Here is a 24438-nt window from a genome sequence, read left to right on the forward strand (position 1 = left end):
CACTACAACATCTGGCTGGTGATGATCCCCGCGACCGCCGCCGCGAGGATCATCACCAGCCAGATGTTGTAGTGCAGGCCGTTGGGGAACATGGCCTTGATGGCCGGGAAGGTGTCGGCGAGGTGGGGTGAGCCCAGCAACGCGAAGATATAGGCGCCCACCGCGAAGAAGGCGATGTAGCCCAGGTCCAGCAGGCCGGCGTAGCCGACCACGATGTTCAGGCCGAGGGCCAGCAGCACGTACATGAGCGCGATATCGACAATGCGCACCCAGGAGTTGCTCCCGGTGGCTTGCAGGACGATGGGCAGCGCCAGCAGCAGAATGGCCGAGATGATCCAGACGATCAGCTTGCCGGTTTTGGTGTTCATCATGTGGTTCTCCCTGGCGGTCAGGCGCGGTCCGCCACACGTTCACCCAGCAGGCCCGAGGGGCGCAGCGTGAGCACGATGGCCAGCACGATGAAAGCGAAGATGTCGGTGTACTGGCTGCCCAGCACGCCACCGGTGAGCTTGCCGAGATAGCCGGCGCCCAAGGACTCGATCAGACCCAGGGCAATGCCCCCGACCACCGCACCGGCGAGGTTGCCGATGCCGCCCATGACCGCGGCCACGAAGGCCTTGAGGCCGGGCATGAACCCCATCGCGTGTTGCACCGTGCCGTAGTTGGACGCCCACATCACGCCCGCAATGGCCGCGAGCATGGCGCCGATGATGAAGGTGGCGGAGATGACCACGTCGGGCTTGATGCCCATGAGCGCGGCCACGCGCGGGTTCTCGGCGGTGGCCCGCATCGCGCGGCCCAGATTGGTGCGGTTGACCAGCCACATGAGGAAGGCCAGCGTGACGGCCGTGGTGGCCAGGATGACGACTTGCGTGACCGAGACCACCGCACCGCCGAACTCGATCGGCTCACGCGAGAGCATGGAAGGGTACGACTTGGGGTTGGGCGCCCAGATGATCATCGCGAAGGTCTGCAGCAGCAGCGACATCCCGATGGCGGTGATGAGGGGCGCCAATCGGTTCGAGTTGCGCAAGGGCCGGTAAGCCAGCTTCTCGATCGAGAAGTTCAGCACCGCGCAGATCACCATGGCGATGACGGTGGCCAGGAACAGTATCAACCAGGTGGGCAGGCCGGTGGACGCCTGCATCATCCAGCCGATGACGGTCCAGCTGGTGAGAGCGCCCACCATCAGCACGTCGCCGTGGGCAAAGTTGATCAGGCCGATGATGCCGTACACCATGGTGTAGCCGAGGGCTACCAGCGCATACATGCTGCCCAGTACCAGACCGTTGATGATCTGCTGTAGCAAAACTTCCATGAAGATTTCTCCGTGTATGTGACAGGCCAGAAAACGCTCGTGACGCTGACCTGTTTCAACCTAGCAAAAAACCCGCCAGACATGACCTTGAAACAGGACCGACTGCGGGTTGGTGGACGGATTGTAATGAGGCGCTTTTTGCGCCGAATGCTCGTAAGCCCTTAGCAGGCGCGGGTTTACCCGCGATTTAGACGCAGCTCCTCCAATCACATCAGCGCGATTGGCGGTTCATTAGTTCTTTTGATCATCGCGCTTCATGAGCGCGCGCGAAGCCTACCGGCAATGCCTTGCGGATGGCTTACTCGTCACGCCCGGCGGCTTCATCGAGTCCACGGAGAAATTTCAGTTTCTCCTGGATCTTGACCTCAAGGCCCCGGGGCACCGGTTGGTACCAGCCGGGGTCGGGGATGCCGTCCGGCAGATAGGTCTCACCCGCCGCATAGGCGTGCGGCTCGTCGTGCGCATAGCGGTACTCGTGGCCATACCCCAGCTCTTTCATCAGCTTGGTCGGCGCGTTGCGCAGGTGCACGGGCACCTCACGGCTCTTGTCCTGCTTCACGAACGCGCGCGCCTGGTTGTAGGCGTTGTAGCCCGCGTTGCTCTTGGGCGCGATGGCGAGGTAGATCACGGCCTGCCCCAGCGCCAGCTCCCCCTCCGGACTGCCCAGGCGTTCGTACGTCAGGGCCGCGTCGTTGGCCACCTGCATGGCGCGCGGATCGGCCAGGCCGATGTCTTCCCACGCCATGCGCACGATGCGCCGCGACAGGTAGCGCGGATCGGCGCCGCCATCGAGCATGCGGCACAGCCAGTACAAGGCGCCGTCGGGGTTGGAACCCCGCACCGACTTGTGCAGGGCGGAAATCTGGTCGTAGAAGTTGTCGCCGCCCTTGTCGAACCGGCGCGCGTTGAGGCTCAAGGCATTGGTGATGAACTCGGCGTCGATCGTCTCGATGCCCGCCGCGCCCGCTGCCGTGTTGCATTGCTCCAGCAGGTTGAGGAAGCGCCGCGCATCGCCATCGGCATAGCCAATAAGGGTGTCAATGGCCTTCTCGTCGAACCGAAGGTGCCCGAGCGCTTCGGCCTGTGCGCGCTGGAGCAGTTGTTTCAGCTCGTCGTCGGTCAACGACTTCAGCACATAGACCTGGGCGCGCGACAACAAGGCCGAGTTCACTTCAAAGGAAGGGTTCTCGGTGGTCGCACCAATGAAGGTGAAGAGCCCCGACTCCACATGCGGCAACAGGGCGTCTTGCTGCGACTTGTTGAACCGGTGGATCTCGTCCACGAACAGAATCGTGTGCCGGCCCTGCGACAGGTATTGCTGCGCCTGCTCCATCGCTGTCCGGATGTCCTTGACCCCCGAAAGCACCGCCGACAGCGCGATGAACTCGCTGCCGAAGGCATGGGCCGTGAGCCGGGCCAACGTGGTCTTGCCCACGCCCGGAGGCCCCCAGAAAATCATGGAGTGCGCCTTGCCCGACTGGAACGCCAGGCGCAGCGGCTTGCCTTCGCCGAGCAGATGCGACTGTCCGACCACTTCGTCCAACACCCGAGGGCGAAGGGCCTCGGCGAGCGGCGCGGCAGGCTCTTGTGCGAACAGATCGGCCACAGACGTGCTCAGGGCCGGATGACGGCGGCGCCGGGCGGCGGCTGGAACTTGAAATCCGATGCCTTCAAGGCGGCATTGGCCTGCCAGCCGTTGAACGTGAGCACCGAGCGCTGACCCAGGCTGTCTTCAATGTCGAGCACCGAGAGCTGCCCCTGGCGAAAGCCCACGCGCACCATCTGCAACTGGCCATCGCGGTCCTTCGGACGCGCTTCCACCCATTCCAGCCCCTCCTTGGCGGGAGCCGACTTGAGCTCGAACGCATCCGACAGGCCCTTGAGATCGGCGCCCGCGGCGATCAACGCGGCCGGCGTGCTGCCCAGGGCGTCCTTCTGCGAGCGCGAGGTCACCTGGTTCAGATCCACGTCGTACAGCCACAGGGTCTGGCCGTCGGCCACGATGGTCTGCTCGAAGGGCTTGGCGTAGACGAAACGAAACCGGTTGGGCCGCAGAAATTCGAAGGTGCCGCTGGAGGTTTTGCTGCGCGCCACGGTGTCGCTGGCGCGCTTGGGTGAGGTCACCACCTGGGTGAAGCTGGCTTTGCCGGCGTCGACGTCGCGCAGGAACTTCTCGAGGTCTTGCAGGCCTTCGGCCTGGGCGGCGAAGGCCGACAACAGGAGTGCGCCAGCGGTAAGGAGTTGCTTGATCATGAAAGGTCTGACCCGGTTGCGCCGACTTGGTTGCAAGCCGGCTTCGTTCATTCGTTGCGCGAAGGCACCAGAATGTCGCGCTGTCCACTGGACGTGAGCGCGCTGACGAGCCCCGCGTTTTCCATATCTTCCAGCAAGCGCGCCGCGCGGTTGTAACCAATCTTGAGCTTGCGCTGCACGTAGGAAATGCTGGCCTTGCGGTCCTTGATCACGATCTCGACCGCCTGGTCGTACAACGCGTCTTTCTCGCCGTTGCTCTCGCCACCGCCTTCGCCGAACATGTCACCGCCTTCGCCATCACCGATGCCGCTCTCGAGCACACCGTCGATGTAGTTGGGTTCACCGCCCTGCTCTTTGAGGTAGGCCACCACGCGGTGCACCTCGTCATCGCTCACGAAGGCGCCGTGCACCCGGATCGGGAAGCCTGTGCCGGAGGGCATGTAGAGCATGTCGCCCATGCCCAGCAGGCTCTCGGCGCCCATCTGGTCGAGGATGGTGCGGCTGTCGATCTTGCTGCTGACCTGGAACGACAGGCGCGTGGGAATGTTGGCCTTGATCAAACCGGTGATCACGTCCACGCTCGGTCGCTGCGTGGCCAGGATCAAGTGAATGCCGGCCGCACGCGCCTTCTGCGCCAGGCGGGCAATGAGCTCTTCGATCTTCTTGCCCACCACCATCATCAGGTCGGCGAGTTCGTCGATCACCACCACGATGTAGGGCAGCCGTTCCAGCGGCTCGGGCTGCTCGGGTGTGAGGCTGAAGGGGTTGCCAATGATCTCGCCGCGCGCGGTGGCCTCGTCGATCTTGGTGTTGAAGCCGGCCAGGTTGCGCACGCCCATCTTGCTCATGAGCTTGTAACGCTTCTCCATTTCGCCCACGCACCAGTTCAGCCCGTTGGCCGCGTGCTTCATGTCCGTCACGACCGGCGCGAGCAGGTGCGGAATGCCTTCGTAGACGCTCATTTCCAGCATCTTCGGATCGATCAGCAGCAGGCGCACATCGCGCGCATCGGCCTTGTACAGCAGGGACAGGATCATCGCGTTGATACCGACCGACTTGCCCGAACCCGTGGTACCGGCCACCAGGCAGTGCGGCATTTTGGCCAGGTCGGCCACGATGGGCTGGCCTCCAATGTCCTTGCCCAGCCCCATGGTCAGCATCGACTTCGCGTCGTTGTACACCTGCGAGCCCAGAATCTCGCTGAGCTTGATGGTCTGGCGTTTGGCGTTGGGCAACTCCAGCGCCATCAGGTTCTTGCCCGGGATGGTTTCGATCACGCGGATCGATACCAGCGACAGCGAGCGCGCCAGATCGCGACCGAGGTTGACGATCTGCGAACCCTTCACACCCGTGGCGGGCTCGATTTCGTAACGCGTGATCACGGGGCCGGGCGCGGCCGCGACCACCCGCACTTCCACGCCAAAGTCCTTGAGTTTTTTCTCGATCAGCCGGCTGGTCATCTCCAGCGTCTGGCTGTCCACACCGGCCTGGTGCGTGGGCGCGCTGTCGAGCAGATCCACCTGGGGCAGTTTGCTGTCCGGCAATTCGGTGAACAGCGGCTTCTGGCGTTCCTTGGCCACGCGTTCGCTCTTGGGCACGTCCACCAGCGTGGGCTCGATCACCACCGGCGTGGGGTGGTGCTCCTCAATCTCGACGCGCTCGACCTTCACCACCTCTTCGCGCTCACGCGCGGCTTTTTCGCCAATGCGCTGGTCTTCCACCGCCTCGCGTTTTTCGCGCCGCGCTTCGAACCAGCCATCGAGCGTGTGCCCGACCTCTTCGGCCCAATGGCCCCAGGAAAAACGGAAGACGGTTGGCAGGCAGACCAGCAACAGCGCCAGCATGGCGAGCGCCGAACCGGTGAAGCCCAGCCAGCGCATGGCCACAGGCCCCAGCGCGTGGCCCAGCACGCCACCCGCGTGATCGGGCAGCAGCGCCTCCAGGCGGTAGAGACGGCTCCATTCCAGCACCGTGCTTGCGGCCATCAGGGTCACCAGTGCCAGCACGAACAGCGCGCGCCGCGCCCAAGGCCGTCGGTGCCAGAGGGGATCGTCCGGCGCGGCCTCGGCGTCCTGTGCGCCACGGATCCAGCGCGCCAGCGTGGACAACCAGGCTCGCACACCGGCCAGGAACAGCCACCACACCGAGAAGCCCAGGAGGTAATAACTCCAGTCGGCCAGCATCGCCCCCAACCGGCCACCCCAGTTGCCCACCTCGGTTGAGGTGCCGGTGGTGCTCCAGGCGGGGTCGGCCAGCGAATGGCTCAACAGCGCGAGCAGCCAGAATGCCAGCGCCGCCGCGCCGAGCACCAAACCAATTTCCTGGGCAAACCGGGAGACACCCGCCGGCGCCGCGTTGTTGCGGTCGGCGTTGAGGGTGTTGAGTGAGTAAGTCATAGGCCTCGCTGAAATCCAGCGGCAAGCTTACTCCATGAGGCGGCGCGATCAGGCCGCGCCGACCTGCCCCGGCAGTGCGCTCAACCCAGTGAGTTGAGGCGTTCCTTGATGAGGGTGCTGCCGGCCTCGTTCACCTCGATAAAGCCCCGGTCCTCGAGGTCCTTCATCACCCGGCTGACCATTTCACGCGACGCCCCGATCATCTTCGCCACGTCCTGGCGCGACACACGGTCCTTGATCGTCAGCACACCCTCCTTGTCGGGCTGCGCGAACTCCAGCAGCGCACGGGCGACACGGCCGTACACATCCATCAGCGCCAGGGATTCGATCTTGCGGTCGGCATGGCGCAGGCGCTGCACCAGGCCCTTCATCACCGCATAGGCCATCGACGTGTTCTCGGGCAGGCAGCGCGCGAACTCGGTGCGCCCCAGGATCAGCACGTCGGTCTGCACTTCCGCGCGCACCGTGGCCGAGTGCGGCTGGTTGTCGATCAGGCTCATCTCGCCCACGTAATCCCCCGGATTCATCGTGGCCAGGATGACCTCGCGTCCGCGCGTGTCCGTGGTCATCACCCGGGCCCGTCCCGTGAGCACGATGGCCAGACAATTGGACTTCTTGCCTTGCTCGACGATGCACTCCCCCCGTTTGAACCGCCTCTTGATCACCGAGTCCGCCACCGACTCGGCCTGCGCCTGGGTCAAGGTGGAAAACAACGGAACCCGGCGGATCAGATCAAGATTGGACAGCAGAGACATGCGTGTATTCCTTGGTTGGGTCAGCGCGCGCAGCGCTCTTTCATACAATGATTCGCACACACTGGGCATCGCAACGGCACTGGATTTGCCGCCACTCGCGCCCATATAACCGCCAACTCTAAACCACTTGGCCCCGAACTCGATGGGGCTCTCAACATGAAACACGCGAAAGTACTCATCCTGGGTTCGGGTCCTGCTGGCTACACAGCCGCCGTTTACGCCGCACGCGCCAACCTCAACCCGGTGCTGATCACCGGCATCGCCCAGGGCGGACAACTCATGACCACGACGGACGTGGACAACTGGCCCGCCGATGCCGAAGGCGTGCAGGGACCCGATCTGATGCAGCGTTTTCTGGCGCACGCCGAGCGTTTCAACACCGAGGTCATCTTCGATCACATCAACGCGGTGGATTTCAGCAAGCGGCCCTTCGTGCTCAAGGGCGACAGCGGCGAATACAGCTGCGACGCGCTCATCATCGCCACGGGCGCATCGGCCAAATACCTGGGTCTGCCGTCCGAAGAGCTCTTCATGGGCAAAGGCGTGTCGGGCTGCGCCACCTGCGACGGATTCTTCTACCGCGGCCAGGAGGTCAGCGTGGTCGGTGGCGGCAACACGGCCGTGGAAGAAGCGCTGTATTTGTCCAACATCGCCAGCAAAGTCACCCTGGTGCACCGCCGCGACACGTTCAAGGCCGAGGCCATCCTGATCGACAAGCTGATGGAAAAAGTCGCCAGCGGCAAGATCGAACTCAAGTTGCACAGCACGCTGGAAGAGGTGTTGGGCGACCAGACCGGCGTGACCGGCGTGCGCCTGAAAAACGTGAAGACCGGCGCGACCGAAGACCTGGATGTCAAAGGCTGCTTCATTGCCATCGGCCACCAGCCCAACACCGACATCTTCAAGGGCCAGCTCGACATGAAGGACGGCTACATCAACACCCGCTCGGGCCTGCAAGGCATGGCCACCATGACGAGCGTGCCCGGCGTGTTCGCGGCCGGCGACGTGCAAGACCACGTGTACCGCCAGGCCATCACGAGCGCCGGCACGGGCTGCATGGCCGCGCTCGATGCACAGCGTTTCCTGGAGCAAAACGCCGCCTGATGCACCGATCCTGGCGAGCCCGTGGCCCTTTGGCTATAATTGCGGGCTTTGCTGAGATTTACCGGTTCTCCCGGGCACGAAGCAGATTCATGGGTTACCGCCACCCTTTCCTGGCGAGGTGAGGCTGATGGACCCGAAACGGAAAACCTTCCGTTCGCGGCCAGAAGCTGTTTGAAATGATCGGAGTGTCCTCATGGCACGCGTCTGCGACGTCACGGGCAAGAAGCCCATGGTCGGGAACAACGTTTCCCACGCCAACAACAAAACCAAGCGCCGGTTCCTGCCGAACCTGCAATACCGCCGTTTCTGGGTCGAGAGCGAAAACCGTTGGGTGCGTCTGCGCGTCTCCGGTGCCGCCCTGCGCCTGATCGACAAAAACGGCATTGATTCCGTGCTCGCCGACCTGCGCGCACGCGGTCAAGCTTAAGGAGAACCGAACATGGCAACCAAAGGCGCACGCGAAAAGATCAAGCTGGAATCCACCGCTGGAACCGGCCACTTCTACACCACCACCAAAAACAAGAAGACCACGCCTGAAAAGATGCTGATCAAGAAATTTGATCCGAAGGCCCGCAAGCACGTGGACTACAAGGAAATCAAGCTCAAGTAATCGAGCCGATCCCCCTACAAAAAAGCCGCTGTAACCCAGCGGCTTTTTTGTGCGCGATCACAAACAAATCCGAGTCCGAGCGGCCATAAAAAAACCACCCCGCGGGGTGGTTTTCAGATCCGCGGTACGGGCGATCAGGCGTGTGCAGAGCGCAGGCGGATCGAGAAGTCGCGCAGTGCGGCGATGCCGCTCTCTTCGGCACGTCGGCACCAGGCCTGCAGATCGACCGCCAGTTGTTCGCGGGTCGAGTTGGTGCTGGACCACAGAGCGCGCAGTTCTTCGCGCATGGTCATCATCTTGTCCAGCACCGGGTGCTCGGCGCGCACCTGGGCCAGTTGCGGCTTGACGTTGGCAGGCACCTTTTCGTCGTCGCGGTGCAGCCAGCGGCGCGCGGCTTGCAACAGGGTCGCATCGCCACGGCGTTGTTTCAGAGCCTCGAGTTCGTGCTTGCAGGCGGCGCGCATTTCACGGGCATAGCCGGCCATCACTTCATAGCGGTTGGCGATGATCGCCTCCAGCGTCTTCTCGTCGGCCACCGGGCGCACGGCGCCGTAAGCCATCTTCGGCGGCACCTTCTTCACCGAGGCCAGACCCACCGACTTCATCATGGTGATGTACATCCAGCCAATGTCGAACTCGTAGGGCTTGACCGACAGCTTGGCCGACGTGGGGTAGGTGTGGTGGTTGTTGTGCAGCTCTTCGCCGCCAATGAGGATGCCCCAGGGCGACACGTTGGTGCTGGCGTCGGCGGCTTCGAAGTTGCGGTAACCCCACCAGTGGCCAATGCCGTTGATGATGCCGGCGGCCGTCACGGGAATCCAGATCATCTGGATGGCCCACACGGTCACGCCCAGCACGCCGAACAGGGCGACGTTGATGATGAGCATGAGGGTCACGCCGAGGCGCGAATGGCCGGTGTAGAGATGCTTTTCGATCCAGTCGTTCGGCGTGTTGTGGCCGTAACGCTCCAGGGTTTCCTGGTTCTTGGCTTCGGCGCGGTAGAGCTCGCTGCCTTCATAGAAGACCTTCTTGATGCCGAACACCACCGGGCTGTGCGGGTCGCCTTCGTGTTCGCACTTGGCGTGGTGCTTGCGGTGGATGGCCGTCCATTCCTTGGTGACCATGCCGGTGGTGAGCCAGAGCCAGAACCGGAAAAAATGAGACGCAATGGGGTGCAGATCCAGCGAGCGGTGTGCCTGGTGGCGGTGCAGGAAGATCGTGACGCTGGCGATGGTGATGTGCGCGAACACCAAAGCCACCAGAATGGCTTGCCACCAGGTGGCACCGGTCAGACCTTGGGCCAGGAACTGGATCAGGCCGTCCCACAGCGAGGACACGATTCCGGAATCGGAAGAAAACATGGATTTCCTAAAAGACCGCCCTGGGTCTCGGGGATGAAGCAGCGCCTGGCCCGTGGGCGGAGTGGGCCGGCAGCGAAGCAGGGATTTTAAGGCCCGGGGTGCAAATCACCAACCCAACGGGCCTCGCGGTTGCACACTTCCGCGTTCAATTCGGGTGACTTGGCCACATTTCAAGGCTTTTTCCGCCAAACGGCAGCGAAAAAGCCGTCTGTTGCGTGCCGATGGGGCCACAAGCGCAGCCATTGACCTGTGTCAACCGAACACAGTGTCGAGGCGTCGGAAACATGCGCGCCGTCCAGAATCGACGCGACGGGGACGGCTTCGAAGTCCGGGTGCGCGGCGCCGAAGGCCTCGGCCACCTGCTCGTTCTCGGCCTGCAAAAGGCTGCAGGTTGCATACACCAGCCGGCCGCCGGGCTTGAGCAGGCGCGCCGCGCTGTGCAGGATGGCCTGCTGCAGCGCCGCCTGCGCCGCCACGGTCTGGGGTGTCTGGCGCCATTTCAGGTCCGGACTGCGCCGCAGGGTGCCCAGGCCCGAGCAGGGGGCGTCGACCAGCACCCGGTCGATCTTGCCCGCCAGGCGCTTGATGCGGTCATCGCGCTCGTGGGCGATCGCCACGGGATGCACATTGGACAGGCCACTGCGTGCCAACCGCGGTTTGAGGGCGTCGAGCCGGTGGCCCGAGGTGTCGAACGCATAGAGCCGACCGCTGTTGCGCATGGCCGCGCCGATGGCCAGGGTCTTGCCGCCCGCACCGGCGCAGAAATCGACCACCATCTCGCCGCGCTTGGCGTCCAGCAGCAGCGCCAGCAGCTGCGACCCTTCGTCCTGCACTTCCACCTCGCCCTGCACGAAGGCGGGCAGTTTGCTCAGCGAGGGCTTACCTTGCAAACGAATGCCCAACGGCGAGTACGGCGTGCCCGTGGCGGTGAGTCCGGCCTTGTGCAGGCTGGTCAGCACGGCCTCGCGCTTGGCCTTGAGCACGTTCACGCGCAGGTCCAGTGGCGCGGGCTGGTTCAGGCTGGCCACCAGGGCGTCGAATTCGTCACCCACCTGTTCGCGCAGGGCGGTGGCGAGCCATTCGGGCAGATTGTGGCGGTGGGGCGCCATCAGGTCGGCGTCCGTCACGGCATCGCAGTGGTCGAGCCAGGTTTTTTCCGGCTCGGTCAGCGCGCTCTTGATGAAGTCGCGGTCACCCGGGAAGGCCAGGATCGCCAGTCGGCGCCATTTGGAACCGCTGCCGGAGCGGGCCAGCCATTCCAGCTTCAGGCGCTCGCGCAGGATGGCGTAGACGGTGTCGGACAGGGTGGCGCGCTCGCGCGGGCCGAGTGAGCGGTTCTCACGAAAGTGGCGGGCCACGACGGCATCGGCCGGGTGTTCGAATTTGAAGACTTGCTCGATCAGGCTGGCGCATTCGTCCAGGAGGGCTTTGGGGTGCATAGGGGTATTGTCGCCCCCTGGATTGGAAGGCCCCCTGCGCCGCTGCGCGGCTTCCCCCCAGGGGGACGATGCCTGTGGCCCGGCGAAGCCGGTTCCACGGCATCTCTGGGTCAGGCCCGCGCTCCGGCGAGGCTTTTTCCACCTTGGACAACTGCTCCGGCGACGGTTGCCACGCCGGGGATAATCAGAGGCTATGTCCGATCTTTCCCAACAGGTGCGCCGCCGCCGCACGTTTGCCATCATTTCCCACCCCGACGCGGGCAAGACCACCCTCACCGAAAAGCTGTTGCTGTTCTCGGGCGCGATCAACATCGCGGGCAGCGTGAAGGCGCGCAAGGCCGCGCGCCACGCCACCAGCGACTGGATGGAGATCGAAAAGCAGCGTGGCATTTCGGTCGCCTCATCGGTGATGCAGATGGAATACCGCGATTGCGTGATCAACCTGCTGGACACCCCGGGTCACCAGGACTTCTCCGAAGACACCTACCGCGTGCTCACCGCGGTCGACGCAGCGCTGATGGTGATCGACGCCGGCAATGGCGTGGAGCCGCAGACGCGCCGCCTGCTGCAGGTGTGCCGCGCGCGCAACACGCCCATCCTGACCTTCGTGAACAAGATGGACCGCGAGGTGCAAGCCCCGCTGGACCTGATGGACGAAATCGAACGCGAGCTCGGCATGACCGTGGTGCCGTTCACCTGGCCGGTGGGCATGGGCAAGACCTTCCGTGGCGTGTTCGACCGCCGCACCGACCAGATGCGCGTGTTCGCCGCCGGTGAAGACCGCCGTGGTGGCGATGAGGACGTGCTGGCCGGCCTGAACAACCCCGAGAGCGTCAAACGCTTCGGCTCGGAATTCGAGCAGGCGCGCGACGAGCTCGAACTCGTGGCCGGCGCGTCTCCGGCGTTCGACGAAGCGCAATTCCTCGCCGGCAAGCAGACCCCGATGCTGTTTGGCTCCGCCGTGAACAACTTCGGCGTGCGCGAAGTGCTCGACGCACTGGTAGACCTGGCGCCCCCGCCCGGCGAGCGCCCGGCGATCCAGCGCACCGTCAAACCCGAAGAGCCCAAATTCAGCGGCGTGGTGTTCAAGATCCAGGCCAACATGGACCCGTCGCACCGCGACCGCATTGCCTTCGTGCGCCTGGCCAGTGGCCACTTCGTGCGCGGCATGAAGCTCAAGGTGGTGCGTTCGGGCAAGGACCTGCGGCCCAACACCGTGGTGAGCTTCCTCTCACAGCGCCGCGAACTGCTCGACGAGGCCTTTGCCGGCGACATCATCGGCATTCCGAACCACGGCGTGCTGCAGCTGGGCGACACGCTCACCGAGGGCGAGAACCTGCAATTCACCGGCCTGCCTTTCTTCGCCCCGGAAATCATCCGCAGCGTGGAAGTGGCCGACCCGCTGCGCAGCAAGCAGTTGCGCGCCGGTCTCACCCAGCTTGGCGAAGAAGGCGCGATCCAGGTGTTCCGCCCGGTGGCGGGTTCGGTGCTGCTGCTCGGTGCCGTGGGTCAGTTGCAGTTCGAAGTGGTGGCACACCGGTTGGAGCATGAGTACGGCGTAAAGGCGCGCATCATGAACAGCCCCTACCAGGTGGCACGTTGGGTAACGTGCTCGCCCGAAGACGGCGGCGAGATCGAACTCAAGCGCTTCATCGACGCCAACAGCCACCGCGTGGCGCTGGACGCCGTGAACGCGCCCACTTTGCTGGTGGACCACTCGGCCACGCTGCGCGCCGTGGAAGCGAACTGGCCGAAGATCAAGTTCCATGCGATGCGGGAGCACGCAGGGCTGGTGTTCCACAAAGGGGTTTGAGGGGCTGCCCTCACCCCAACCTTCTCCCCGAGGGAGAGGGGGCAAGGCCCCTCAAGCCGCGATCAATCGCTCCACCGCACGCGGATACATGATGTGCTCTTGTGTGAGCACCCGCGCGGCCAGCCGTTCGGCCGTGTCGCCCGGCAACACCGGCACCACCGCCTGGTCCAGGATGTCGCCATGATCGAGTTCGTTGGTCACGCGGTGCACCGTGGCGCCAGCGAAGCGGCAACCCATCTCGATCGCGCGCTGGTGCGTCTTCAGCCCCGGAAACGCGGGCAAGAGGCTGGGGTGGATGTTGACCAGGCGTCCTTCGTAGTGCTGCACAAAGCCCGGCGTGAGGATGCGCATGAAGCCGGCGAGTACCACCAGCGTCGGGGCGTGGCGGTCGATTTCGCCCATCAGCGCGGCATCGAAGGCCTCGCGGCTGTCGTAGGCGGTGTGGTCGAGCGCGGCGGTGTTGATGCCCTGTTCCTTCGCCCACACCAGGCCCTTGGCGGCAGCCTTGTTGCTGATCACCGCGGCCACGCGCGCGCCGAACCGGGCTTGCCAGCGGTGTGTCCGGGCGGCCTCCACGATGGCGGCCATGTTGGAGCCGCCGCCAGAGATCAGAATCACGATGTTTTTGTTCACGCCAGACATGGCCGGGAAGTGTAATGACCTCAGACCTGCAAACCGGCCGCCCGCGCGGCCACGATTTTCAACAGCGCCCGCTCTCCCCCACCGAGGCGCGCGTGCTCGGCACCTTGATGGAGAAGGCACGCACCGTGCCCGACAGCTATCCCCTGACGCTCAATACGCTGGTGACCGGCTGCAACCAGAAGTCCAGCCGCGAACCCGTCATGAACCTGCCCGACGCGGCCGTTCTGCAGGCACTGGACGAGTTGCGCAGCCTGCACATGGTGCTCGAAGGCAGCGGCAGCCGCGTCACGCGCTACGAACACAACTTCACGCGCGCCGTGGGCGTGCCCGATCAATCCGCCGTGCTGCTGGGCATGCTGATGCTGCGCGGCCCGCAGACCGCGGGTGAGCTGCGCCTGAACACCGAGCGCTGGTACAAGTTTCTCGACATTGCCTCGGTCGACGGCTTTCTGGAAGAACTGCAGGACCGCAGCGCCGAGAAGGGTGGCCCGCTGGTGGTGAAGTTGCCGCGCGCGCCGGGCGCGCGCGAACAGCGCTGGGCCCACCTGCTCTGCGGCCCGGTGGACGCCACCGCGCTGGCCGCGGCGTCGGCCACGCCCGGCGGCGCCGCCACCGAGGACGAACTCATTGCCCTCACCCGCCGCATCGCGGCCCTGGAAAACACCGTGTCCACGTTGCAGGACCAACTCCAGAATCTGCACGAGCAACTCGGCTTGTCACAGCCCGGACAGCCATAAAACGAACGGTCGTGCGAAACTGGCCATTGGTTCAATTTGCCGGCACACACCCTGTGGCGGCCACAGGAGACATTTCCATGGATTTGGCATTCACGCCCGAAGAACAGGCGTTTCGGGAAGAGATTCGCGCCTGGGTCAAGGCCAACCTGCCCGCCGAGATCGCGCACAAGGTCCACAACGCGCTGCGCCTGACGCGCGACGATTTGCAACGCTGGGCCAAGATTCTGGGCAAGAAGGGCTGGCTGGGCTGGGGCTGGCCCAAGGAATTCGGCGGCCCGGGCTGGACGGCCGTGCAAAAGCACCTGTTCGAAGAAGAATGCGCCCTGGCCGGCGCGCCGCGCGTGATCCCCTTCGGCCCCGTCATGGTGGCACCGGTGATCATGGCCTTTGGCAACAAGGAGCAGCAGCAGCGCTTCCTGCCCGGCATCGCCAGCGGCGAGGTGTGGTGGAGCCAGGGCTACAGCGAACCCGGTTCGGGCTCGGACCTGGCCTCCGTGAAGACCCGCGCCGAGCGCCAGGGCGACAAGTACATCGTCAATGGTCAGAAAACCTGGACCACGCTCGGCCAATACGGCGAATGGATCTTCTGCCTGGTGCGCACCAGCAACGAAGGCAAACCGCAAACCGGCATCTCGTTCCTGCTGATCGACATGAAGTCGCCCGGCGTCTCGGTACGCCCGATCAAGCTGCTGGATGGCGAGAGCGAGGTCAACGAGGTCTGGTTCGACAACGTCGAGGTGCCGGCCGAGAACCTGATCGGTGAAGAGAACAAGGGCTGGACCTACGCCAAGCACCTGCTGAGCCACGAGCGCACCAACATCGCCGACGTGAACCGCGCCAAGCGCGAACTGGAGCGCCTCAAGCGTATCGCCAAAGCCGAAGGCGTGTGGGACGACCTGCGCTTTCGCGACCAGGTCGCGCTGCTCGAAGTGGACGTGGTGGCGCTGGAGATGCTGGTGCTGCGCGTGCTCTCGGCCGAAAAGTCGGGCAAGAACTCGCTCGACATCGCCGGCCTGCTCAAGATCAAAGGCAGCGAAATCCAGCAGCGCTACGCCGAACTCATGATGCTGGCGGCCGGGCCCTACAGCCTGCCCTTCATCGAAGAGGCCATGCAAGCCGGCTGGCAAGGCGACTTCCCTGGCGGCGTCACCGCCAACGCGCCGCTGGCATCGACCTACTTCAACATGCGCAAGACCACCATCTACGGTGGCAGCAACGAAGTTCAACGCAACATCGTCGCGCAGACGGTTCTGGGCTGAGGAGACACACATGGATTTCGATTTTTCCGACGACCAGCAACAACTGCGCGACGCCGTGCGCAAATGGGTCGACAAGGGCTACACCTTCGAGCGCCGCAACACCATCGTGGCAGCGGGTGGTTTTGACCGCGCGGCCTATGGCGAACTGGCCGAACTCGGCCTGGCCGGTCTGTACGTGAGCGAGGACGACGGCGGCCTGGGCATGGGTCCGATCGAAGGCATGGTGGTGATGGAAGAGCTGGGCCGCGGCATCGTGCTCGAACCCCTTGGCCAGACCCTCGTCACCTCCGGCGTGCTGGGTGGCTACGCCCCCGCCGAGCTCAAGGCAGCGTGGCTGTCGCGCATGGCCTCGGGCGAAGCGCTGGTGGTGCTCGCGCACCAGGAGCGCAAGGCCCGCTACAAGCTCGACGTGTGCACCACCACCGCGACCCAGGCCGGCACGGGCTGGACGCTGTCAGGCACCAAGAACCTGGTGCCCGCCGCCGACCAGGCCGACGCCTTCGTCGTGCCCGCCAGCGTGGGCGGCAAGCTGGCGCTGTTCCTCGTCGAACGCACCGCATCGGGCCTGACCACGAGCGGCTATCCCATGCAGGACGGCTCGCGCGCCGGCGACTTGACGCTCAAAGATGCGCCAGCCCAGTTGATCACCCAGGACGGCCTCACCGCCCTGGAGCACGGCGTGGACATCGGCATTGCCGCCGTCTGCGCCGAAGCCGTCGGTGTGATGGACAAGACGCTGGCGATCACGGTCGAGTACATGAACACGCGCAAGCAGTTCGGCGTGGCCATCGCCACCTTCCAGGCGCTGCGCCACCGCGTGGCCGACATGAAGATGCAGCTCGAACTGGCGCGGTCCATGAGCTACTACGCCAGCCTCAAGCTCAACGCACCTGCGGCGGAGCGCCGCGCGGCGATGGCGCGCGCCAAGGTGCAGCTGGGCACGTCCATGCGTTTCGTCGGCCAGCAAGCGGTGCAACTGCACGGCGGCATCGGCGTGACCGACGAGTACATCGTGAGCCACTACTTCAAGAAGCTCACGCAGCTGGACATGACGTTCGGTGACACGCTGCACCACCTGGGCGAGGTGTCTTCGCGCATGCAGGACACGGCCGGCGTGTTCGCCTGACCCTCAGCCCACCAGGCTCGCCAGATCCAGCATGCCCGTGCCCCACAGGCCAATGACCACGTGGGACACGGACACGCCCAGCAGCGAGCCGTGGCGGTGATACAGCCAGCCCCAGAACAGGCCAGGCACAAACACTGCCAATGCATAGCCCAGCCCGAGGTGCTGGTGGCTGACGGAGAACACCGCGTTGGACACCACGATGGCCTGCAGCGGCACCCACCGACCGGTGAGCATGCGCGTGAGCGCGCCTTGCATCAGCCCGCGGGCAACAAACTCCTGCACCGGCGAGAGCAGCACGTACAGACCGTAGGCCAGCAAGGTGGCCAGCGCGCCAGCGGGCGACACCCAGGGCTTGAACATGGGCATGCCGGCGTGGGCCGGGCTCCCGTGCAGCAGCACAAACTTGCCCAGCGTGAGGGCAGCGCAGAACACCGCGCTCCAGACGAGGCTGTCGACCAGCACCCACTGCCAGCGCGCCAGCGTGAAGCCAAAGGTCTGCGGGGGGAAACCACTGGCTTTCATGATCCACGCCGAACCCGCGGCCATCAGCATCAGCAGCGCCGACGTGGTCAGCGTGCTCGAACTGGCCTCGGCCGAGAACTCGCGCAACACCCCGAGGGCCGAGGTGTAGACGAACATCATCAGGATGACGTGGGTGAACAGCGTGCCGAACGACACCCGGATGCGGTACTGCTCCATGCGATCGCGCTGCCATTGCGCGGCCACGTCGCTCACGCGGGTGAGCCGTTCGCCCAAGGCGTCGGCATGGGCGCGCATCGACAGCGCGAAGAGATCCACACCCGTGCGTGCGCGGAATGTGTCGAACGCGGACGGCGTGATCGACCACACTTCCGCGGCCGTCTCCGCGGTCACCGTGGCCGACCGCGGCGCGCCCGACAGCACGCCCATCTCGCCAAACGAGGTGCCGGCCTCCACACTGCCCAGCCGCGCGCCCTGCGCACCCTTGTAGATGCCCACACGGCCCGCGGTGAGCAGGCACACCCGATCGGCCTGTTCGCCTTCGACCAGAATGTGCTCGCCCTCGGCGTACACCTGGCGCGCCAGCAAGTCCTCCAGATGGACCACGAGGTCGCTGGGCACGTGGGCCAGGAACAGGTTCGTGCGCCAGGCATCCGGGGCCGCCATGGCATTCTCTTGGTTGCTCATCTCATCCAGGACCCCGTGAAGTCGCCACCACACACCCTTGATCGCGCAGCCATGTTAGCCGCAAGCCCGGCACACCCATCCCCCATGCGCCACCTGAAAGCACAACCGTGAGCCAGCGCGCGCACGACGCGGTCGCGGCCGGCTACAACTCCGGCAGCGGCATCATCGCGGACAAGAACCGCGAGGTGGCGGCGAAGCTGGGCGAGCGTTTGCGCTTGCGGACGGGACCGCTGGCCGTGGCCGATCTGGGTGTGGGCGATGGCGCCATGCTGGCCCAACTGGCGGCTTTGGGCCTGCCCCTGGTGATGACGGGGCTCGACGTCTCGCCCGCGATGTTGAAGCTGGCCGCGGCACGAATCCCGTTGAAGACCGTGCACGCGCCCGCGCAACGGGCGCGCGAGGTGTTGCCCGCCGCCGCGTTTGACGCGGTGCTCGCGCATTTCATCCTGGCCTACGTGGACCGCCGCACGCTGCTGGAGCAAGCGCGCGGCTTGCTGGCGCCGGGCGGCGTGCTGTCGCTGGTGACCACCACCGAAGAAGGCGGCGGCCCCTTCTTCGAAGGGCTGGACCGCTTTTTCCTCCAGTCGCGCAACCCGCTCAAACGCGCGATCGGCCGCGTGTGCCAACGCGCGATCGCGCAGTCCCATGTGCCTGAAAGCTTCGCGTCGCTCGAAGCCGAGATCCACGCCGCCGGGCTGGTGGTGCTGCGGCGCGACACCATGCGGCAACACATCACCTTCGACGATGCCGCCGCGGCCTACCGTTTCGGCATCGAAGAAGGCTGGGCCGCCAACTTCCTGGCCATGCCCGGTGTGCCGGTGCGCGCGGCCCAGGCGATCGCGCGCTGGGGCACCCGGCAGGCCACCTACCCGTTCTCGTTCACGCACGTGATCGAGATGCTGGAAATCGGCGTTGCCGCGCCGGCAGAGGGCGCGGATTGACGCGCGGCGTCACCACCTGGATCGGCCGCACCGCACTGCGCCTGGCCGGCTGGCGCGTGGACCCGGCGGTGCCGCAGGTGCCCAAGTACGTGCTGCTGTCCGCACCCCACACCAGCAACTGGGATTTCGTGGTCTTGATGGCCGCCGGCATGGCGCTGGGCATCTGGCCGCACTGGGTGGGCAAACACACCTTGTTCCGGCCGCCTTTCGGCACGCTGGCGCGGGCCCTGCGCGGCATTCCGGTCGACCGGCGCGCGCCGTCCAACATGGTCGCGCAACTGGCCGGGCAATTCGCCCGGCGCGAGCGGCTGGTGTTGGCCATGCCACCCGAAGGCACGCGTGGCCGCGCGGCGTACTGGAAAAGCGGCTTCTACCGCGTGGCGCTCGCCGCCAAGGTGCCGGTGGCCATGGGCTATGTGGACTTCACCACCCGAACGGCCGCCATCGGACCCTTGCTGATGCCCACCGGCGATGTGCGCGCCGACATGGAGGTGGTGCGCGCCTTCTACGCCGGCAAACAGGGGCGCCATCCCGAGCGCCAGGGACCGATCCGGCTGGAGGCGGAAGACCGGTCCGGTTCCGCGTCCATCACCTGACGCCGGCGCCTTCGGGTCCGCATCACCCGGTCGCCGCGAACCGCTGCAGCGATTCCATGAAGGCCCGGCTCAGCGGCGACAGCGAGCGCCCCATGCGCGTGACCACGCCCACCGCGCGCGACATCACCGGCCGCTGCAAAGGGATCGACACCAGTTCGTCGTTGTTGATCAGGTGAAGCGCCAGGCGCGGCAGCGCGATCAGGCCCAGGCCCGCCGCCACCAGGGCGCCCCCGGCGGCGACGCTGGGGTACTCCATCACCGCGTCCACATGCAAGCCCTTCTGCAGGAAGGCCGCATCGGTGATGGGTCGGATGCTGCTCTTGGGACCGCTGGCGATGAAGGGGCGCGACGCAAAGACCGACCACGGCACGGAGGCCTTGCCGGCCAACGGATCGTCGCGGCGGCACAGCAGCATGAAGGGGTCGTCCAGCAGGTGGCGGTATTGCAGCGGCTCGTGGGGCGATGGCCGCACGCTGATGGCCAGATCGGCGCGGCCTTCGTCGACCGCCAAGCGCAACACCTCCGCAGGGCCTTCGAGCAGGGAGAACTCGACCTGCGGGTGGTGGGCCCGAAACGCCGCAATGGCCTTGGGCAACAGCGCCACGCCGGTCGACGGCAGCGCAGCGACCGTGACATGCCCGCTGCGTCCCTCGAGGAACTGCGACAACTCGCTGAACGAGCTGTTGAAGTTGTCCAGGATGCGCACGGCGATGGGCAGCAGCTCCTTGCCGGTCGGTGTGACTTCCACGTGCCGGGTGTCGCGATCGAAAAGCCGCTCGCCCAGCGCCGTCTCCAGCATCTTGATGGTGCGGCTCAGCGCCGGTTGGGACACGTGCAGGTTGTCTGCGGCAGCGCGAAAGTTGACCGTTCGGGCCACTTCGACAAACGATTCCAGCTGTTGAAGATTGACACCGATGCGCATGCGGGTCCTCGTTCCGATTGATCCAGATACGTTATCAGATTTATAGAATTATTCTCCTTCACACATCACAAGCGTGGCTCCAGAATCGGCCTCCATACAGAGGAGCAAACCGATATGGACCGCATTCTTGAGGGCATCCGCGTGCTGGAGCTGGGCCAGGTGCTCGCGGGCCCCTTCGCCGGCGCGATCCTGGCCGACCTGGGCGCGGAGGTGGTCAAGCTCGAACGCGTCGAAGGCGGCGACGACGCCCGCCACATGGGGCCGGCCTTTCGCCACGGCGACGCCCACAATTTCCACATCTTCAACCGCGGCAAGCAGTCGGTGGCGATCGACCTCAAGAGCGCCGAAGGGCTGGCGGCCTTCGAGCGGCTGGTGGCCGACACCGACATCCTGATCCACAACCTGCGCCCGGGTGTCACGGTGGATCTGGGCATCGATGGACCGACGCTGTGCCAGCGCCACCCGCGCCTGATCTACTGCGAAATTTCCGCCTTCGGGCACACCGGACCGATGCGGATGCAGCCGGGCTACGAACCTTTGATCCAGGCCTTCAGCGGGCTCTCCAGCATCAATGGCGGCCCGCAGGATCCGCCCATGCGCACCGGTGCGTCGGTCTGCGACCAGGGCAGCGGCATGTGGACCGTGATTGGCGCCCTGGCCTTGTTGCAGCGCCGGCACGCCACAGGCAAGGGCGGTATCGTCGGCACCTCGCTGCTCGAAACCGCGCTGGTGTGGACCGGGCAGAAGTCCGACGCGTACGCCAACGAAGGCCGGCTGCCCGATCGCCACCGCTCCGGCCATCCCGGCTTCGTGCCCTACGAATCCTTCGCGACGGCCGATGCGCCGTTGCTGATCTGTTGCGGCAACGACCGGCTGTTCGCCAAGCTGGCGCAGGGGCTCGGCCGACCCGACTGGACCACCGACGCGCGCTACGCCACCAACCGCGCCCGCCTCCAGCACAAGGCCGCGCTGCTGGCCGAACTCGAACCTTTGCTGCAACAACAGACGCGCGCCGAATGGCTCGCCCGCTTCACGGCGGCGGGCGTGCCCTGCGCGCCGGTCCACACGGTGCCCGAAGCCCTTGAGCATCCGCAGGTGAAGGCGCTGGACATGTTCCAGCCGGTGCCCGGCGAAGACTTCCGCTTGACAGGTTTGCCCTTGTCCATCGATGGCCAACGCCCGGCACACCGGTCCGTGGCGCCCCGGCTGGGCCAGCACAACGTGGACCATGGCGTCGCTCCCGCCAAGGGAACAAGCCATGTCTGACCTGCCCAGGCACGTGCATCTGCACGAGGAAGGCCCTCGCGAAGGCTTTCAGATCGAACCCGGGCCCGTCGCCACGGCCGACAAGGTCCGGCTGATCGAGGCCCTGGCCGAGACGGGTCTGACCGAGATCCAGTGCGTCTCGTTCGTGAACCCGGCGCGCGTGCCCGGCATGGTGGACGCCGAGGCGGTGGCCGCTGCGATCCGCAAGCGCCCGGGTGTGCGGTACACCGGACTCTGGTTGAACCTGCGCGGCATGCGGCGCGCGATGAACACCCCGCTGGACATCCAGGGGCGCGTGAGCGTCAGCGCGTCGGAGACCTTCTCCCTGCGCAACACCGGCAAGGGCACCGAAGACCTGCTGGACGAGATCCGCGCCACGCTCGCCTTCTGCGCGGAGCGCTCCATTCCCGTGGCGTCGGGCACCATCAGCACGGTGTTCGGCTGCAATCTCGAGGGCGAAATCGCTGTCGGCCGCGTGGTCGACGTCATCGCGCGGCTCTTCCACGTACTCGACGAGTTCGGCCTGCGCTTGCCCGTCCTTCAACTGGCCGACACCGTCGGCTGGGCGCACCCCAACGCCATTGCATCGGTGGTCGGCGCGGTGCGCGAGCGCTGGCCGGACCAGCGCATCGGCCTGCACCTGCACGACACGCGCGGCACCGCCATGGCCAACGCACTGATGGGCCTGCAACTCGGTGTGGATGCCTTCGACACCGCGTGCGCGGGCCTCGGTGGGTGCCCCTTTGCAGGCCACACGGGCGCGGCCGGCAACATCTGCACCGAGGACCTGGTGTTCATGTGCGAAGAAATGGGCATCGCCACCGGCGTCGACCTCGAGGCGCTGATCCATTGCGGGCACCTGGCCGAAGAGATCGTGGGCCACCCGCTCCCCGGAAAACTGATGCGCGGCGGCACCTTGCAGCGCTGGCGTCGGTGATCCCTTTCGCTTTTCCCGGTTCCGTTCGTTCATCAACAGGAGACAAACCACATGCATCGCTTTTTCCTCCGCGCCTCGGTTCCCGCCCTGCTCGCCTCGGCCCTGCTCTGCACGGGCCTGGCACAAGCGCAGTCGTACCCCGACAAGCCGATCACGATCGTGGTGCCTTTCGCCGCCGGCAGTGGCACCGACCAGCAGGCCCGCGCCATGGCCCAGGCCCTCACCGCCGAGTACAAGGCGACCGTGGTCGTCGACAACAAGGCCGGCGCCAGCGGCTTCATTGCCGCCCAGCACGTGGCCGCGGCGGCGCCGGACGGCTACACCCTCCTGATGACGACCAATACCACGCACGCGGCCAACCAGCACCTCTACAAGAAGCTGCCGTACGACCCGGTCAAGGACTTCACACCCGTGGCCCTGCTCGCCAAAGGGCACATGCTGTTGCTCGTCAACGAATCGTCGCCGATCAAGTCGGTGGCCGATCTGATCGCCGCCGCGAAGAAGTCGCCGGGCAAGCTGAACTTCGGCAGCGGGAGCTCGTCGAGCCGCGTGGCCAGCGAGTTGCTCAAGCAGATGGCGAACATCGACGTGGTGAACGTGCCCTACAAGAGCAACCCCATGGCCATCACCGACCTCCTGGGCGGTCAGGTGGACTTCATGTTCTCCGACGCCTCCACCGCGCTGCCGCAGGTCAAGAGCGGCAAGATGCGCGCCCTGGCGGTCAGCGGCACGAAACGGCTGGCCGCCGCGCCCACCGTGCCCACCGTCGAGGAAGCCGGCGTCAAGGGCTATGACATGTCGTACTGGACCGCGGTCTACCTGCCGGCAAAGGCCCCGGCGGCCGTCACGGCCAAGCTCAACGAGATGCTGATCAAGGCCACCACGTCGCCCGCCGTGGCCGGCTACATCGCCTCGACCAGCGGCGAGCAGGCCACCAGCACACCCGAGGGCCTGGCCAAATTCCAGGCCGACGAGTCGCAGAAGTGGGGCCGCATCATCCGGGCCGCCGGCATCGAAGCCGAGTGAGCACGCCGCGATGCATCACACAAAGCAACGGGTCGTGCGCCGCGGCGGCGCGTTGAGCTGAATTCGGCGGCCAGCACGCTCAGGCGTGCAGCCGCGAACTCTTGGGCAAGTGCGACATCAGGAACTCCATCTGGTCCGCCAGGATGCGGCGGTTGCGCAGAATGAAGTCTTCCCACAGGCTGGGCACATAGGGCGCGTACACCAGATCCATGTGCGCCTGTTCGGGTGTGCGGTTGCCCTTGCGGTGGTTGCACGACTTGCAGGCCGTCACCACGTTCATCCAGGTGTCGCGCCCGCTCTGCCCCAGCGGCACGATGTGCTCGCGCGTGCAGGCCTCTTCCTGGCAGCTCTCGCCGCAATATGCGCACACATTGCGGTCGCGGGCGAACAGCTTGCTGTTGGTCAGCGTGGGCCGCAGGTCAAACGGGTTGATGCGCGGCACGCCCTGGGTGCCGATGATGGAGTTGACCGTGATGATCGACTGGAGCCCGGTGACCGCGTTGTGCCCGCCGTGAAACACCGCGATCTCGGCACCCATCTCCCAGCGCACCTCATCCGCCGCGTAGTGCAGCACGGCTTCCTCCAGGCTGATCCACGACTGTGGCAGCCCTTGCGCGGAGAGTTTCAAGACCTTCAAGACGGGCTCCTTCCAACGAACAAGTCACCGGGGAGGGGCGGCGTTCACCACGCCGTCCTGCGGTCGCCGGCGAGGCCGGCGGGCGCATATCATCGAGTGCCAATATAGCGCGCTTTGATAAAGCGGCGGTGAC

23 protein-coding genes and 1 pseudogene are annotated in these 24438 nt (G+C 65.5%); 12 read left to right on the forward strand and 12 right to left on the reverse strand.

Features of this window, described 5'->3' with window-relative positions:
• Positions 1-23: 23 nt before the first annotated feature.
• The 6 genes and pseudogenes from FFS09_RS19155 to FFS09_RS19180 all read right to left on the reverse strand — a co-directional run.
• Positions 24-371, reverse strand: a pseudogene (locus FFS09_RS19155) (ABC transporter permease subunit); the annotation flags it as partial.
• 17 nt (positions 372-388) lie between these two features.
• A complete protein-coding gene (locus tag FFS09_RS19160; protein ID WP_137920503.1) occupies positions 389-1318 on the reverse strand; it encodes a branched-chain amino acid ABC transporter permease in 930 nt (309 codons plus the stop codon).
• A 298-nt stretch (positions 1319-1616) separates the two neighbouring features.
• On the reverse strand, positions 1617-2924 hold the full coding sequence (locus tag FFS09_RS19165) for a replication-associated recombination protein A (RefSeq protein ID WP_137920504.1): 1308 nt from the start codon (positions 2922-2924) through the stop codon (positions 1617-1619).
• 8 nt (positions 2925-2932) lie between these two features.
• Positions 2933-3568 (reverse strand): outer membrane lipoprotein periplasmic chaperone LolA, encoded by a 636-nt coding sequence (lolA, locus tag FFS09_RS19170; protein ID WP_137920558.1) that lies wholly within the window; start codon positions 3566-3568, stop codon positions 2933-2935.
• A gap of 50 nt (positions 3569-3618) precedes the next feature.
• The gene (locus FFS09_RS19175; protein WP_137920505.1) at positions 3619-5967 is read right to left on the reverse strand and encodes a DNA translocase FtsK; all 2349 of its coding nucleotides are present in this window, start codon (positions 5965-5967) and stop codon (positions 3619-3621) included.
• A gap of 80 nt (positions 5968-6047) precedes the next feature.
• On the reverse strand, positions 6048-6722 hold the full coding sequence (locus FFS09_RS19180) for a Crp/Fnr family transcriptional regulator (RefSeq protein WP_137920506.1): 675 nt from the start codon (positions 6720-6722) through the stop codon (positions 6048-6050).
• 156 nt (positions 6723-6878) lie between these two features.
• On the opposite strand from FFS09_RS19180, the gene trxB reads away from it, so the two are divergent.
• The 3 genes from trxB (at position 6879) to rpmG (ending at position 8436) form a co-directional block, all read left to right on the forward strand.
• Entirely contained in the window at positions 6879-7826 is a 948-nt protein-coding gene (trxB, locus tag FFS09_RS19185) for a thioredoxin-disulfide reductase (protein WP_137920507.1), read from the forward strand.
• A 193-nt stretch (positions 7827-8019) separates the two neighbouring features.
• On the forward strand, positions 8020-8253 hold the full coding sequence (rpmB, locus tag FFS09_RS19190; protein WP_137920508.1) for a 50S ribosomal protein L28: 234 nt from the start codon (positions 8020-8022) through the stop codon (positions 8251-8253).
• A gap of 12 nt (positions 8254-8265) precedes the next feature.
• Entirely contained in the window at positions 8266-8436 is a 171-nt protein-coding gene (gene rpmG, locus FFS09_RS19195) for a 50S ribosomal protein L33 (protein WP_056269543.1), read from the forward strand.
• Between the two features lie 134 nt (positions 8437-8570).
• Here rpmG and FFS09_RS19200 read toward each other — a convergent pair whose 3' ends face one another.
• Both FFS09_RS19200 and FFS09_RS19205 read right to left on the reverse strand, forming a co-directional pair.
• Positions 8571-9797 (reverse strand): DesA family fatty acid desaturase, encoded by a 1227-nt coding sequence (locus tag FFS09_RS19200; protein ID WP_137920509.1) that lies wholly within the window; start codon positions 9795-9797, stop codon positions 8571-8573.
• 170 nt (positions 9798-9967) lie between these two features.
• The gene (locus FFS09_RS19205; RefSeq protein WP_137920510.1) at positions 9968-11236 is read right to left on the reverse strand and encodes an RsmB/NOP family class I SAM-dependent RNA methyltransferase; all 1269 of its coding nucleotides are present in this window, start codon (positions 11234-11236) and stop codon (positions 9968-9970) included.
• A 193-nt stretch (positions 11237-11429) separates the two neighbouring features.
• Here FFS09_RS19205 and FFS09_RS19210 point away from each other — a divergent pair, with 193 nt between their 5' ends.
• Positions 11430-13049 carry a peptide chain release factor 3 gene (locus tag FFS09_RS19210; protein WP_137920511.1) on the forward strand — a complete coding sequence of 540 codons (1620 nt, stop codon included), beginning with the start codon at positions 11430-11432 and terminating at the stop codon, positions 13047-13049.
• A 51-nt stretch (positions 13050-13100) separates the two neighbouring features.
• Here the strand turns inward: FFS09_RS19210 and purN are convergent, their stop codons facing one another.
• Positions 13101-13691: a phosphoribosylglycinamide formyltransferase gene (gene purN / locus FFS09_RS19215; protein ID WP_137920512.1), complete on the reverse strand. Its 591-nt coding sequence runs from the start codon at positions 13689-13691 to the stop codon at positions 13101-13103.
• 14 nt (positions 13692-13705) lie between these two features.
• On the opposite strand from purN, the gene FFS09_RS19220 reads away from it, so the two are divergent.
• The 3 genes from FFS09_RS19220 to FFS09_RS19230 all read left to right on the forward strand — a co-directional run bounded on the left by FFS09_RS19220 (position 13706) and on the right by FFS09_RS19230 (position 16813).
• Positions 13706-14428, forward strand: coding sequence for a YceH family protein (locus FFS09_RS19220; RefSeq protein WP_137920513.1), 723 nt, complete (start codon positions 13706-13708; stop codon positions 14426-14428).
• 77 nt (positions 14429-14505) lie between these two features.
• Positions 14506-15687, forward strand: coding sequence for an acyl-CoA dehydrogenase family protein (locus FFS09_RS19225; RefSeq protein ID WP_137920514.1), 1182 nt, complete (start codon positions 14506-14508; stop codon positions 15685-15687).
• Positions 15688-15697: 10 nt separating this feature from the next.
• A complete protein-coding gene (locus FFS09_RS19230) occupies positions 15698-16813 on the forward strand; it encodes an acyl-CoA dehydrogenase family protein (RefSeq protein ID WP_137920515.1) in 1116 nt (371 codons plus the stop codon).
• Between the two features lie 3 nt (positions 16814-16816).
• On the opposite strand, the gene FFS09_RS19235 is transcribed toward FFS09_RS19230, so the two are convergent.
• Positions 16817-17959, reverse strand: a complete 1143-nt coding sequence (locus FFS09_RS19235; RefSeq protein ID WP_212745124.1) for a cyclic nucleotide-binding domain-containing protein — start codon at positions 17957-17959, stop codon at positions 16817-16819.
• Positions 17960-18087: 128 nt separating this feature from the next.
• Here FFS09_RS19235 and FFS09_RS19240 point away from each other — a divergent pair, with 128 nt between their 5' ends.
• Both FFS09_RS19240 and FFS09_RS19245 read left to right on the forward strand, forming a co-directional pair.
• Positions 18088-18921: a class I SAM-dependent methyltransferase gene (locus FFS09_RS19240; protein ID WP_171020100.1), complete on the forward strand. Its 834-nt coding sequence runs from the start codon at positions 18088-18090 to the stop codon at positions 18919-18921.
• On the forward strand, positions 18918-19517 hold the full coding sequence (locus FFS09_RS19245; RefSeq protein ID WP_212745125.1) for a lysophospholipid acyltransferase family protein: 600 nt from the start codon (positions 18918-18920) through the stop codon (positions 19515-19517). The genes FFS09_RS19240 and FFS09_RS19245 overlap by 4 nt, the downstream gene beginning before the upstream one ends.
• 22 nt (positions 19518-19539) lie before the next feature.
• Here the strand turns inward: FFS09_RS19245 and FFS09_RS19250 are convergent, their stop codons facing one another.
• Positions 19540-20439 carry a LysR family transcriptional regulator gene (locus tag FFS09_RS19250; protein ID WP_137920518.1) on the reverse strand — a complete coding sequence of 300 codons (900 nt, stop codon included), beginning with the start codon at positions 20437-20439 and terminating at the stop codon, positions 19540-19542.
• A gap of 114 nt (positions 20440-20553) precedes the next feature.
• On the opposite strand from FFS09_RS19250, the gene FFS09_RS19255 reads away from it, so the two are divergent.
• Genes FFS09_RS19255 through FFS09_RS19265 form a run of 3 tightly spaced genes read left to right on the forward strand, consistent with a single transcriptional unit; the run spans position 20554 to position 23668 of the window.
• On the forward strand, positions 20554-21705 hold the full coding sequence (locus FFS09_RS19255) for a CaiB/BaiF CoA transferase family protein (protein WP_137920519.1): 1152 nt from the start codon (positions 20554-20556) through the stop codon (positions 21703-21705).
• Complete coding sequence (locus tag FFS09_RS19260; protein ID WP_137920520.1) at positions 21698-22642, forward strand: hydroxymethylglutaryl-CoA lyase; 945 nt, start codon at positions 21698-21700, stop codon at positions 22640-22642. The genes FFS09_RS19255 and FFS09_RS19260 overlap by 8 nt, the downstream gene beginning before the upstream one ends.
• A gap of 51 nt (positions 22643-22693) precedes the next feature.
• A complete protein-coding gene (locus tag FFS09_RS19265; protein WP_137920521.1) occupies positions 22694-23668 on the forward strand; it encodes a Bug family tripartite tricarboxylate transporter substrate binding protein in 975 nt (324 codons plus the stop codon).
• A gap of 79 nt (positions 23669-23747) precedes the next feature.
• Here FFS09_RS19265 and FFS09_RS19270 read toward each other — a convergent pair whose 3' ends face one another.
• Positions 23748-24305, reverse strand: coding sequence for an HNH endonuclease (locus FFS09_RS19270; protein WP_137920522.1), 558 nt, complete (start codon positions 24303-24305; stop codon positions 23748-23750).
• Positions 24306-24438 lie beyond the last annotated feature (133 nt).

The organism is Hydrogenophaga sp. 2FB, assembly GCF_005503365.1.
Classification (GTDB): Bacteria; Pseudomonadota; Gammaproteobacteria; order Burkholderiales; family Burkholderiaceae_C; genus Hydrogenophaga.

Bases quoted from the DNA above. Each gene is read 5' to 3' on its own strand.
- FFS09_RS19160 (WP_137920503.1), bottom strand. From the start codon at position 1,318: ATGGAAGTTTTGCTACAGCAGATCATCAACGGTCTGGTACTGGGCAGC.
- FFS09_RS19175 (WP_137920505.1), bottom strand. From the start codon at position 5,967: ATGACTTACTCACTCAACACCCTCAACGCCGACCGCAACAACGCGGCG.
- FFS09_RS19180 (WP_137920506.1), bottom strand. From the start codon at position 6,722: ATGTCTCTGCTGTCCAATCTTGATCTGATCCGCCGGGTTCCGTTGTTT.
- trxB (WP_137920507.1), top strand. From the start codon at position 6,879: ATGAAACACGCGAAAGTACTCATCCTGGGTTCGGGTCCTGCTGGCTAC.
- rpmB (WP_137920508.1), top strand. From the start codon at position 8,020: ATGGCACGCGTCTGCGACGTCACGGGCAAGAAGCCCATGGTCGGGAAC.
- rpmG (WP_056269543.1), top strand. From the start codon at position 8,266: ATGGCAACCAAAGGCGCACGCGAAAAGATCAAGCTGGAATCCACCGCT.
- FFS09_RS19200 (WP_137920509.1), bottom strand. From the start codon at position 9,797: ATGTTTTCTTCCGATTCCGGAATCGTGTCCTCGCTGTGGGACGGCCTG.
- FFS09_RS19205 (WP_137920510.1), bottom strand. From the start codon at position 11,236: ATGCACCCCAAAGCCCTCCTGGACGAATGCGCCAGCCTGATCGAGCAA.
- FFS09_RS19210 (WP_137920511.1), top strand. From the start codon at position 11,430: ATGTCCGATCTTTCCCAACAGGTGCGCCGCCGCCGCACGTTTGCCATC.
- purN (WP_137920512.1), bottom strand. From the start codon at position 13,691: ATGTCTGGCGTGAACAAAAACATCGTGATTCTGATCTCTGGCGGCGGC.
- FFS09_RS19220 (WP_137920513.1), top strand. From the start codon at position 13,706: ATGACCTCAGACCTGCAAACCGGCCGCCCGCGCGGCCACGATTTTCAA.
- FFS09_RS19225 (WP_137920514.1), top strand. From the start codon at position 14,506: ATGGATTTGGCATTCACGCCCGAAGAACAGGCGTTTCGGGAAGAGATT.
- FFS09_RS19230 (WP_137920515.1), top strand. From the start codon at position 15,698: ATGGATTTCGATTTTTCCGACGACCAGCAACAACTGCGCGACGCCGTG.
- FFS09_RS19235 (WP_212745124.1), bottom strand. From the start codon at position 17,959: ATGGCGGCCCCGGATGCCTGGCGCACGAACCTGTTCCTGGCCCACGTG.
- FFS09_RS19250 (WP_137920518.1), bottom strand. From the start codon at position 20,439: ATGCGCATCGGTGTCAATCTTCAACAGCTGGAATCGTTTGTCGAAGTG.
- FFS09_RS19255 (WP_137920519.1), top strand. From the start codon at position 20,554: ATGGACCGCATTCTTGAGGGCATCCGCGTGCTGGAGCTGGGCCAGGTG.
- FFS09_RS19260 (WP_137920520.1), top strand. From the start codon at position 21,698: ATGTCTGACCTGCCCAGGCACGTGCATCTGCACGAGGAAGGCCCTCGC.
- FFS09_RS19265 (WP_137920521.1), top strand. From the start codon at position 22,694: ATGCATCGCTTTTTCCTCCGCGCCTCGGTTCCCGCCCTGCTCGCCTCG.